This window comes from Coprococcus eutactus, from assembly GCF_025149915.1.
Lineage (GTDB): Bacteria > Bacillota > Clostridia > Lachnospirales > Lachnospiraceae > Coprococcus > Coprococcus eutactus.
Genome location: NZ_CP102278.1, coordinates 2006147 through 2017500 on the forward strand (window position 1 = coordinate 2006147; position 11354 = coordinate 2017500).

Sequence of the window (11354 nt, forward strand, 5' to 3'; positions counted from 1 at the left end):
TAGCCGACAACGACATGAATTCTGTCCACTATCTGCTTTTTATGCCTTTTCACATCGGTTCTGCCGAAATTGAAAAAGCTGCAAAAGTGCGTAAATTCAAGGATTTTCACGAATCTGTACGACGTAGCCCTATTATAGTCTCCACAAGAGTTGTCTCAAGGAACACATCACCAACCACAAGCTTGCCATACTCTGTCACATCCTTGAATGCAACAGGCACAACATTCGGCTAACCATCTGAGCATGTGGCAAGATCCCACATTTCATTTTTTAATAATTTTATCACTGATTCTGTAAGCATAAGCACATCTCCTTTGTTTTTGATGCACCCATGATATTATATCTGCTCCCATCTGGTAAGATATCAGCAAATTTATGAGTTACTAATAAATTTGATAGCTTACTGATATTTTAGCATTTCCATAATCCATGCAGGTTACAATATGCATATACTTCTTCTACCTGTTCACCATCGCAAAGGCAAAAATCTGCTACCGGCTCCTGCCCTGGATTTAACTGTTTTCTGTATATTCCCTGGTTTGTATTTAATGTAATCCACTCAATGAAATGCTCTTCAAGCATTGGATGTTTTGTCTCTCCGACCACGACATGAACATGACTGCCTTCTATAGTATATACAGGTACATGCTTCTCGACAGCAGCATCTGTCACTCCGGCTTTTAATTCCTGCATAGGTTCTCCGCAACAAATTACAGGTACACCCTTATCCTTTACCTTTTCAACAATGTTTCCACAATGCTTACATATATAATACTTTACTTCCATGCCTTTTTCTCCTTCCATGTGTAAAATTTATAATTCAATTGTCTCCATAATCTTTTTCAATGAATCTGCAGATTCCTTAAGCTTTAACGCTTCCTCGCCACTTAAATTAATAGGTATATCAGACTCAATACCATCTGCACCTACAATAGCTGGCATACTTAACGATACTCCGTCAATATCATATACTCCATGAATCATGTGTGATACAGGAAGTATTGATTTTTCATCTCTCATAATCACTTCGCAGATTCTTTTTACAGACATTGCAATTCCATAATATGTAGCGTGCTTTTTGTTTATAATCTCATAAGCACTGTTCTTGACTGCTGTAGCTATTTCTGCCGTGTTTTCCTTGTGCTTGTAATGTCCACGCATTTCACACATTTCACTTAATGGAACACCAGATACATTGGCTGATGACCATGCTACAACTTCGCTGTCTCCATGCTCACCTACTATAAATGCATGAACACTCCTGCTGTCCACAGATAAATGCTCACCAAGCTTATATCTTAATCTGGCACTATCTAACACAGTACCCGATCCAATAACCCTGTTTTCTGGAAGTCCTGATAACTTTATGGCTACCTGAGTCAGGATATCTACCGGATTCGCAACTACAAGCATGATACCTGCAAAATTTCTCTTTGCTATTTCAGGAATGATTGACTTAAATATTGCTACATTTTTATTTACGAGATCAAGCCTTGTCTCTCCCGGTTTCTGTCCCGCTCCGGCAGATATGACAACAATTGCAGCATCAGCCACATCATCATAATCTCCGGCATATATTTTCATCGGACTCGCAAATGGAATACCATGACTGATATCCATCGCTTCTCCTTCTGCCTTGTTCTTATCTGCATCGATAAGGACAATCTCTGTAAACAAGCCACTCTGCATTAAAGCAAAGACTGACGCAGAACCGACAAAACCACAGCCTATCATTACTGCTTTTTTTGAATTAATCACTTGCTTTTTCGTAATAATCTCATCTCCTTAATAATTCTCTTCATGTACTTCAAAATAGCTCTGTGGATGATTACATACCGGACATACCTCAGGAGCCTTTGTTCCTACCACGATATGTCCGCAGTTACGGCATTCCCATACCTTAACTTCACTCTTTTCAAATACCTGTGCAGTTTCAATATTCTTAAGAAGTGCACGATATCTCTCCTCATGATGCTTCTCAATTTCTCCTACTGCTCTGAATTTTGCTGCAAGCTCAGGGAAACCTTCTTCTTCGGCTGTTTTCGCAAAGCCTTCATACATATCTGTCCACTCATAATTCTCGCCTTCTGCAGCTGCCGCCAGATTTTTCTTTGTATCACCAATTCCTGCTAATTCCTTGAACCACATCTTTGCATGTTCTTTCTCATTATCTGCGGTCTTTAAAAATAATGCAGACATCTGCTCATAGCCTTCCTTTTTCGCTACAGAAGCAAAATAGGTATACTTATTTCTCGCCTGAGACTCTCCTGCAAATGCCTCCTGTAAATTCTTCTCTGTCTGTGTTCCTGCATATTTGTTTACTGCCATCTCTTTTACCTCCGTTTTCTTTACTATTTTTCTCCCTGCATTTCGGGCAAATTCCTTTAAATGAAATATCATAATCCAAAAATTCAATTCCATGAATGTTACGAATTTTTTCCAGCAAATTCGGTAATTTCATCCATATCCGCATCAAAAATCTCACTGCACTTTACACACCTGACATGGTAGTGATTTCTCAATGTGAAATCAAACCGGTTCGGTCCATCGGGAACTTCAACCTTTCTTGATGCACCTTCCTCTACCAATATATCAAGATTTTTTTGAATGGCATTTTTCCTGCTTGTCGCCGCTCATTATTGGGATTAGTTCTCAATAAAGATTATATTCTGTTTTTATTTTATTGTCAAGAAAATAGTAATAATTCCAGCCTTTTCCTCATCTATTCCAGTCAGGTCACAATAGGCGCACGCAACAGCCTGTGTACAGTTATAACCATTCTTTTTTCTCTCTTCTGCTTCTTTCACTCGTGTACTCATGTGCTTCTCCTTATTATTCATATCATAGCAAGTATTTCGTCTTTTGATTTTGTTCCTACTGAATGATTTTTGATTTTTCCATCCTTGATAACAAACAATGTGGGGATACTCATTATCTGAAACCGACTTGCTAATTCCGGTTCTTCATCTACATTGATTTTCACGACTTTAATATCCTGACGTTCTTTTGATATTTCCTCTAATACAGGTCGAACCATTCGGCACGGCATGCACCATGATGCCAAAAATCTTCTTGAATTAGATCGTGAATTTGCTTTTGTCAGCAAAGAATCCCCTTTTTTGTCGGAGATGCTAAAAAATTTATTAATATGCTGTTCTACAACATACAAAAACACCGTTATGTTTTAATTGAAGTCAAGACAAGGGCATTGATTCCGGAGATATGGGACAATTAGGAACTTACATTGACAGTCGCTTTCGCCAGTGCTAGTATCTGTATTGGTTAGACGTATCTAACTTTTTTAATTTTAGCATATTATCAAACAATTAGGAGAATATTTTTATGAAAGTTTACGAATTCGGGGATAAAAATAAACCGAGCATCATGCTCTTTCCTGGCACCTGCTGCTATTGGAAAACCAACTTTGGACACGTTCTTGATGGGCTTCAGGAGCACTTTCATACTCTGGTTGTCAGCTACAGTGGATTTGACGATACGGAGAATTCTACATTTATTTCAGAGCTTGACGAAGTTCTGAAGGTTGAGAACTACATCAAAGATAAACTTGACGGAAAGCTGTTTGCAGCATACGGCTGTTCCCTCGGAGGTTCATTTGTCTCTCTCCTGATCGGGCGTCAGAATATACATATAGATCATGGAATCATAGGTTCAAGCGACATGGATCAGGCGCCAAAGTGGCTGGCAAAGCTTGAGACAGCCATCATGATGCCTATGTTCTATCCTTTTATCACCGGCAAGGAAAGCGGTATTCTGAAAAAAGTATTTGAGAAGAAAATGAACGAAGGAAATGACAGTTCTGAATATATGAAGAAATTCATGGAGATCATGGGCAAAGGAAGTGGAATAGACTTTTCATTCATATCCAAGGAGTCCATGAAGAATCAGTTCTGCACCGACCTGTACACAAGCGTTGGAGAACACATAAACGTACCCGGAACGACTATCCACGTATTCTACGCCAAGAAAATGGGTGAGAAATATCTTGAGCGTTACAGGAAGTGTTTCGCCGATCCGGATATCTGTGAATTTGATCTGCAGCACGAAGAACTGCTGCTTGACGCCGACCGCTGGGTTCATGAGGTCTGCAGGGTGTGCGGCATAAATCACACTTTATAGTCCTCGTATAATATTCAAATAATCCCTACTTCTTCATAATCATATGGACCGCCCCTGCAAATGACAGTACAACGATCAATTTACACAAAATTTAAGAGGATGGTGAATTGCCTCAGCAATACTCCCACCCTCTAGTGACTGATTTTTCTGTTGTCCGAACAACGAGACCGACCCTTACGTTCGGCATTGGAGCAAGGTTTTTCGCTGCCTGCCAGCGTCCTGTATCTTTCGCAACAGGATAGGTCACAAGCGATGTAACCTCGGATTGAATCGTGTCAGTCCACGTTGTTCTCATTATGCGCTGACCCCCAGCGAAATTCAATGAACCTGTAATTTAAAATCACTATGTTTTTATATACACTCATATACGCTCAAAAGTGGTTTAATTCCTATGTTTTTGGCTACCCCCATTTAACTTTTGCTTCAAACCATCGTAAGAAATTTTTTCTTTTAGATTTTTCTCTGTCTTTTCTATTTCTAGCGATACAAATGGTGGTTTAACTCCGTGTGATAATCCGATCACTCTATATCCTATATCATCAATTTGAATCTTTTTTCGTTATTTATTTTATTCCAAAAACATCTTCTGGGATTCCATCTGGATATATCGGATGACCCGCTGTGTATATCTCTACATTTGGCGCCATGAAACAATTGTCACCTATGGCCACCTTTGCAACATCAAGGATTGTACAGTTATAATTTGCAAAGAAGTTCTTGCCCACTTCTATATGTGAACCGTAATCGCAGTAAAATGGTGGGTTAACACAAGCTCAATCAGACTTGCCAAACAACTCCTTTACAACCTCTGATATGCCGTTGAAATCCGAGCGTTCCATGAAGTTTAGCTTCTGCAATTTCCAGCCTACATAATGATGGAACAGCTATCCCTCTATCCCGACTACAGAGGTGTCAGCCACTGGCATGAGTGGCATACGCCTGTGGATTTTCCGGTACGAGCTATTTCTGTGAGTTGTTTCACAGGCACTATGGGATTACGCCGAATAAATATAGGAAAGAGAATTTATAGTTTTATGATTCTCTTTGCTCTCCCAACAGTAAACTGAATTATCGGCCCCGATACAATCACAGTAACAACCGTACACACACCAAACTTTCCCCCAAGGATCACACCTATCACAACCATGGCAGCATCAAGTATCATCCTGACTACCTTCACCTGCCAGTGATTCTTCTCTGCAAGCGCAAATGTCACAGCCTCGTATGAACCACGCCCAAGGTCCGCCGCCGCATAAAGTCCTGTTCCCACCGCAAACAGCACGATTCCGACGAGCATGATCAACATATTGAGCCATATGTATTTGCTGTAGACATGCATTTGTGCAAACAGATCAACACACAGACTGTAAACAATCTGGTAAAGTATAGTTCCTATATGTATCTGTGACCTGTCATATACGAGAACAAAAAGTATCATTACCACCGCAACTATGAACGACGCTGCCCCGATACTCACATGAAACGTTCCAGATATTCCCTGCCATAATACCGCCAAAGTCGCACCGCCAAATCCGGCATACAATGCCAGGGTTATACCATATGCGGCAATGACTGAACCAATTATTATAACAGCTATCTTCTTTATCCACTCTCTTTTACTCATACAACCTCCTGTTGCCAAATAAAAAGACTATAGATAAAACTGTTATGTTCAGAAACAGCAAAATCTATAGTCTTCTTACATGCCGAGACAAGCTCTTTTTAATTGTTGCTATACTATATCATTTATAACTTTTTGTCAATAACTGGTATTTCATCCCCTACCACCTGGATACAAATTCAAGAGTCTTGTCAATTAAATTCTCTCCTATGCCTGAAAAGCATTTATTTCTTCTATCATCTTACTGACCGCCAGGGAATATGGAATGTTTCGTCTCCAGGCAATCACGGTACTTGTCGTAATTTCAGGAAAAATTTTTCGTTGTACAAGAATGTCATCTCTCCAATACTTTGCAGCACCTTCGATCGATATCGGATACCCCAATCCATTTGCTGCCATGACTCCGGCATTGGTTCCAAGATTACTCGTAAAAGCAATCTGCAGTTTCGAAAAGTCTTTTCCAAACCAATTGGCGAGTTCACTTTGAACATTTCCTCTTTCGGGCAGGATCAATGGTTTTCCTATGAGATCTTCCTTTTTTATAAACTCTTTTTTGGCCAGCGGATCATCTGGCCGCATTCCAACACACCAGTGATCACAATCCGTAATCCGGATATAATCCAAACCTTCGGTGTCCACTGGCTCCAAGAACAATGCAATGTCTACAAGTCCTTTGCTCATCATCTCATACACTGCATCTGCTGTTGCAGTATGCAATGCAATCTGAACCAGCGGATATTTTTCTTTGTACGTTTTACATATCTTCGCCAATGTCTCCATTGCCGCAAATTCACCGCATCCAATGGTTATAGTGCCCTCTACTACCGTTTCTTTCCCTTTAAGTTCCTCTAGTGTTATTTCCTCAAGATTAAGAATCTCCAGGGCTCGCCTTTTTAATAGAATTCCCTCATCAGTGAGTGAACTTCTCTTCCCCATACGAATAAATAATGTTACTCCAAGCTCCTCTTCAAATGCCGCCATTTGTCTTGAAAGCGTTGGCTGGGTAATATGCAATTGTTCTGCTGCTTTTGTAAAGCTCTGTTCTTTTGCTACTGTCAGAAAATAGCGTAATAGTCTTAATTCCATATCTTTAAAGTTCTAGTATTTCCTTGTTTTTTTCAAACCTTTTAATCAGTTCTTTTCCCATTACTATAATTTCATTTCGCCAGGGATGACCGAAGATTCCACAATTCCATGTGCTATCAATGAAAAAATAATAATCTCCATCTGGATAATATGTTGGAAAATACACTTGACATTGTCTATCAGGATCATAATAGTTATAATTCATAGAAATATCTTCCATTGGTGAGAATTCAAAACAATCATGATTCCAGTCTAAGGCATACATTTTTTCCAGTCCTAGTTCCTTCAAAATAGAATTGATTATTTTCTCTTGTTTTTCACTCCAGGGAGTCGCTTTATGATACTTTTTTGTATTGCCTGGTATTATAATCCATTCACCAGTGATGCCATCACGAATCCATCTTCTAAAACCCTCCCTTCATACTTCACATGGTCATTCACCACCACTCCAATGATTCTTGAGTTGTTTCTCGCAAGCAGAATGCCTGCCATATTCGGGATATATCCTGTCCTTTCAAGCTCCTGCTGAACACGTTTTACTGTTTCATCTGAAATCTTTTCTGTATTTCCATAAATCACTTTTGAGACAGTTGCGGTACTAAGTCCTAGTGCATCTGCGACATCCACAATCCTAACCCTGTTATGTATCATATCCATACCCTCTTTACCTGAATTTGTAATTACATGGTACAATCAAAATCTGATTTTTACAAAGGTTAAACGCATAACCCATAACAAAATCCTTATTATGTTTTTGTCGTATTTTTCTAAAACGTTCTGTCCCTTCTTGTATATTCCAAGCATTAATATATACTGATAGAATTCTTCTGGATATATATCCCTGTACTTCGCACAATACTTAGAAATACGCCCCCAGTCAAATGCCTTTCCATCATAGATACTGTCCATTTTCATATCTATCAACCCCTTAAATTAGACATCGACCTTATATTTCTCATGAAATAAACTCTCTCCTCTTGTCCCTAATTCTCTCATAAATATCAATCGCCTTGTTAAATCCCTTGCCCAGTAATTCATCACATGCTTTATTCAGCGCATCCGGAAAAGCATTTGCCAAATAATCAAACCGCTTCATAGCCATTTGCTCTCCTAGTCCAATGTTAGCCGCTTCTCTTCTAAATGAATCTCTGGTGATCTTTTTAATATCATACTCATTCCCAATACTAAATGCCATATCTCTGGTACTGCTTGTATATATTACCGTACTCAATATGTCATATGCCGGTGCCAAGCATACTGTTTTCAACTCTTCATCATAAAGCAATGAAACATTTTTGATATGATTATCTGTATTGCCTATTAGGTAATTGAATATACATATATCCCACATTTTCAATTGATCTGCTATCGGGTTGAACGATTTCTGTCTTATGATCTCAAACATCATTTTTAAATATCCGGCATTATCACTCTCATATTTGTTATGCGCCGAAATTCCCATCGCTTGAGAGAAATCTTCCTGATGTAACCTGTACGGAACACTTAACCCATTGATTTTTTTTAATCCGTCCTTTATTGCACGATCATATCTTTTAGTTGCTAGCAAAACTTCCTCATCTCTGCCATCTCCGACATTGACTATAAAACTTTCAGGAATCTCTATTCCCATATTTCCTGCCGTCATCATACACAACTGCTCATTTGTAACTATTCCGTCAAGCCTTACATGACTCTGCTTTACTATATATGTACTTGGCGCTGACCCTTTGGGTAAATACCAATCTTTATTATTTTCATCATAATATAACCCAACCTTTCCAGATGCTCCTGTAAGTGACAAATGTGACTTTGTGACTAACTCCGCAGTCTCCATTGCTCCTTCTCTTGCCAACTGACTAACCTCATCAATTGTCAATTTCTGATAATCTGCATTTACTACTTCGTTATTCTCATCTGTAATTTTTATTGCTCCCAGACACTCATTACCTAACCCGGCTAATAATGACAGATAATTATTTGCGTCTGTATGCAATAACCCAGCCACACATCTTCTGGTAAATCCTTCAGGTAACAAACCTTCAAAAAAATTCCTTGTATCATCAACGGAAAATGCGTTTTCAGATAATGGCAAATGTATTGATATCGGTCTGGCTATGTTACCAGATAAATACTCTTCTGCATATGAGAATCTAGCATCTTCTTCTTTTTCTCCAATTATACGACCTACATATGTCTGCAAGCCACCAATCTCTATCCAAACCCCCAAATTTCTCATATTCTAACCTCTCTTTTCTACGAGAATATCCATTCCCAGTAAATTGATAATTGTAATTGCCTTTCCGATTTCTGCTGTAGCCTTACCTCTTTCCAAATCCGAAATAAAACTTACACTAAATCCTGTAAATTCTGCTATATAAGCCTGAGTATATTTCAGTTCTTTTCTTCTTATTCTGATTGCCTCACCCAAAGATTTTGAATCTATTATTTTCATACATATTCCTCGTCTTTCTATATCAAATTATCAACACATAACTTCATACGCATCATATGGTCGTACGGCTAAATTATATATATACGCTTTGCAAATAAGCCGTACGGCTAATTTTGTATAGTTCTGATTATACAATAAGCCGTACGGCTAAGTCAACTTTTCTTATATAAATAAAAACGCCAGAAGCCTTGTAAATCCAAGGTTTCTGACGTTTCTTATCAGCAGGGGATGAGAGAATCGAACTCCCACCAAAGGTTTTGGAGACCCCTATCATACCATTTGACCAATCCCCTATATACAGAAAAAATTTAACACCTGTTGCAGCGTTAAATTTTCCTGGTACTCTTTACTTTTGTACCTTCAGAATTTCACACAGAAAGTTATTAAGACTTGTCTATCTATTTGTCCATTTCTAAGTAAACTTTTTTCTTCCGCTTTTTTGCGTATCTCCAAAGCTTATCTCTTAGAAACCTCTAAGGATAAGTCCTCGACCTATTAGTACTTCTCAGCTCAGTGCGTTACCGCACTTACACTCAAAGCCTATCAACCTTGTAGTCTTCAAGGGGTCTTACTCCGAAGATGGGATATCTTATCTTGAGGGGGGCTTCACGCTTAGATGCCTTCAGCGTTTATCCCTGCCAAACTTGGCTACTCTGCCATGCCTTTGGTAAAACAACAGATACACCAGAGGTTTGTCCATCCCGGTCCTCTCGTACTAAGGACAGCTCCTCTCAAATATCCTACGCCCACGCCGGATAGGGACCGAACTGTCTCACGACGTTCTGAACCCAGCTCGCGTACCGCTTTAATGGGCGAACAGCCCAACCCTTGGAACCTGCTACAGCTCCAGGATGCGATGAGCCGACATCGAGGTGCCAAACCACTCCGTCGATGTGAACTCTTGGGAGTGATAAGCCTGTTATCCCCAGGGTAGCTTTTATCCGTTGAGCGATGGCAATCCCACTTTATACCACCGGATCACTAAGTCCTACTTTCGTATCTGCTCCACCCGTCGGTGTCGCAGTCAAGCTCCCTTCTGCCTTTGCACTCTTCGAACGGTTTCCAACCGTTCTGAGGGAACCTTTGAGCGCCTCCGATACTCTTTCGGAGGCGACCGCCCCAGTCAAACTCCCCGTCAGACATTGTCCCCCAGCCGGGTCACGGCTGCAGGTTAGAAACCCAGTACTGTAAGGGTGGTATCCCAAGGTTGGCTCCATGGCAACTGGCGTCACCATTTCCTAGCCTCCCACCTATCCTGTACAGACAGTACCGAATCCCAGTATCAAACTGGAGTAAAGCTCCATGGGGTCTTTCCGTCCTGGCGCAGGTAACCAGCATCTTCACTGGTATTTCAATTTCACCGGGTGTGTTGTTGAGACAGTGCCCAAATCATTACGCCTTTCGTGCGGGTCGGAACTTACCCGACAAGGAATTTCGCTACCTTAGGACCGTTATAGTTACGGCCGCCGTTTACTGGGGCTTAAATTCAAAGCTTCGATTGCTCTAACCTCTCCTCTTAACCTTCCAGCACCGGGCAGGCGTCAGCCCATATACCTCACCTTTCGGTTTTGCATAGACCTGTGTTTTTGCTAAACAGTTGCTTGGGCCATTTCTCTGCGGCCATATTTCTATGGCACTCCTTCTCCCGAAGTTACGGAGTCATTTTGCCGAGTTCCTTAACAACACTTCTCCCGCCGGCCTTAGGATTCTCTCCTCATCCACCTGTGTCGGTTTACGGTACGGGTACTCATGAAACAATAGCGGCTTTTCTTGGCAGCTGGCTCACACGCTTCTCTACTAATGTTCGATCCACATCGCGCTTTACATTTCTCACACGGATTTTCCTATGTGACTGCTATACGCTTGTACCGGCTTTTCCATTTCCGGCTCGTGCTCTCCTTCTGCGTCCCCACAGTTCTGTTCATAAGCAGTACAGGAATTTCAACCTGTTATCCATCGACTACGACTTTCGTCCTCGCCTTAGGCCCCGACTTACCCAGGGAAGATCAGCTTTACCCTGGAAACCTTAGATATTCGGCCTTTAAGATTCTCACTTAA

Annotated in this window: 13 protein-coding genes, 1 tRNA gene, 1 rRNA gene and 3 pseudogenes (1 of these 18 cut by a window edge); 2 read left to right on the plus strand and 16 right to left on the minus strand. The window is 40.4% G+C overall.

Going from position 1 to position 11354, the window contains the following annotated elements:
• Positions 1 to 411 precede the first annotated feature (411 nt).
• From NQ536_RS08725 to NQ536_RS08750, 6 genes and pseudogenes are all read right to left on the minus strand, one after another.
• Positions 412 to 786, minus strand: a complete 375-nt coding sequence (locus NQ536_RS08725) for a desulfoferrodoxin family protein (RefSeq protein ID WP_022216261.1) — start codon at positions 784 to 786, stop codon at positions 412 to 414.
• A 27-nt stretch (positions 787 to 813) separates the two neighbouring features.
• Positions 814 to 1734 carry an L-lactate dehydrogenase gene (locus NQ536_RS08730; RefSeq protein ID WP_004853517.1) on the minus strand — a complete coding sequence of 307 codons (921 nt, stop codon included), beginning with the start codon at positions 1732 to 1734 and terminating at the stop codon, positions 814 to 816.
• A 51-nt stretch (positions 1735 to 1785) separates the two neighbouring features.
• Positions 1786 to 2328 (minus strand): rubrerythrin, encoded by a 543-nt coding sequence (rbr, locus tag NQ536_RS08735; RefSeq protein ID WP_044998372.1) that lies wholly within the window; start codon positions 2326 to 2328, stop codon positions 1786 to 1788.
• A 7-nt stretch (positions 2329 to 2335) separates the two neighbouring features.
• Positions 2336 to 2603: pseudogene (locus NQ536_RS13965) on the minus strand (Fur family transcriptional regulator); the annotation flags it as partial.
• 72 nt (positions 2604 to 2675) lie between these two features.
• On the minus strand, positions 2676 to 2819 hold the full coding sequence (locus NQ536_RS08745) for a hypothetical protein (RefSeq protein WP_155803896.1): 144 nt from the start codon (positions 2817 to 2819) through the stop codon (positions 2676 to 2678).
• Between the two features lie 17 nt (positions 2820 to 2836).
• Positions 2837 to 3106, minus strand: coding sequence for a thioredoxin family protein (locus NQ536_RS08750; RefSeq protein WP_044998371.1), 270 nt, complete (start codon positions 3104 to 3106; stop codon positions 2837 to 2839).
• 236 nt (positions 3107 to 3342) lie between these two features.
• Between NQ536_RS08750 and NQ536_RS08755 the strand changes: the two genes are divergently transcribed.
• Entirely contained in the window at positions 3343 to 4137 is a 795-nt protein-coding gene (locus NQ536_RS08755; RefSeq protein ID WP_004853507.1) for an alpha/beta fold hydrolase, read from the plus strand.
• Positions 4138 to 4733: 596 nt separating this feature from the next.
• Here the strand turns inward: NQ536_RS08755 and NQ536_RS13870 are convergent.
• Positions 4734 to 4904: pseudogene (locus NQ536_RS13870) on the minus strand (sugar O-acetyltransferase); the annotation flags it as partial.
• Between the two features lie 161 nt (positions 4905 to 5065).
• Here NQ536_RS13870 and NQ536_RS14030 point away from each other — a divergent pair.
• Positions 5066 to 5167, plus strand: coding sequence for an AraC family transcriptional regulator (locus NQ536_RS14030; protein ID WP_071849524.1), 102 nt, complete (start codon positions 5066 to 5068; stop codon positions 5165 to 5167).
• Here NQ536_RS14030 and NQ536_RS08765 read toward each other — a convergent pair.
• The 9 genes and pseudogenes from NQ536_RS08765 to NQ536_RS08805 all read right to left on the minus strand — a co-directional run.
• The gene (locus NQ536_RS08765) at positions 5162 to 5761 is read right to left on the minus strand and encodes a YczE/YyaS/YitT family protein (RefSeq protein WP_004853502.1); all 600 of its coding nucleotides are present in this window, start codon (positions 5759 to 5761) and stop codon (positions 5162 to 5164) included. The genes NQ536_RS14030 and NQ536_RS08765 overlap by 6 nt on opposite strands.
• A gap of 204 nt (positions 5762 to 5965) precedes the next feature.
• On the minus strand, positions 5966 to 6844 hold the full coding sequence (locus NQ536_RS08770; RefSeq protein ID WP_004853500.1) for a LysR family transcriptional regulator: 879 nt from the start codon (positions 6842 to 6844) through the stop codon (positions 5966 to 5968).
• Between the two features lie 4 nt (positions 6845 to 6848).
• The gene (locus tag NQ536_RS08775; protein ID WP_081445876.1) at positions 6849 to 7241 is read right to left on the minus strand and encodes a DUF2716 domain-containing protein; all 393 of its coding nucleotides are present in this window, start codon (positions 7239 to 7241) and stop codon (positions 6849 to 6851) included.
• Positions 7223 to 7495 (minus strand): annotated as a pseudogene (locus NQ536_RS08780) (LacI family DNA-binding transcriptional regulator); the annotation flags it as partial. The pseudogene NQ536_RS08780 and the gene NQ536_RS08775, both read right to left, overlap by 19 nt.
• A gap of 42 nt (positions 7496 to 7537) precedes the next feature.
• Positions 7538 to 7759, minus strand: coding sequence for a hypothetical protein (locus tag NQ536_RS08785; protein WP_004853493.1), 222 nt, complete (start codon positions 7757 to 7759; stop codon positions 7538 to 7540).
• Between the two features lie 40 nt (positions 7760 to 7799).
• Entirely contained in the window at positions 7800 to 9080 is a 1281-nt protein-coding gene (locus tag NQ536_RS08790) for a type II toxin-antitoxin system HipA family toxin (protein WP_004853491.1), read from the minus strand.
• A gap of 3 nt (positions 9081 to 9083) precedes the next feature.
• Positions 9084 to 9296, minus strand: a complete 213-nt coding sequence (locus NQ536_RS08795) for a helix-turn-helix domain-containing protein (RefSeq protein WP_004853489.1) — start codon at positions 9294 to 9296, stop codon at positions 9084 to 9086.
• A gap of 222 nt (positions 9297 to 9518) precedes the next feature.
• Positions 9519 to 9589: transfer RNA gene (locus tag NQ536_RS08800), tRNA-Trp, on the minus strand.
• A gap of 182 nt (positions 9590 to 9771) precedes the next feature.
• Positions 9772 to 11354: ribosomal RNA gene (locus NQ536_RS08805) — 23S ribosomal RNA — on the minus strand (it continues 1297 nt past the right edge of the window).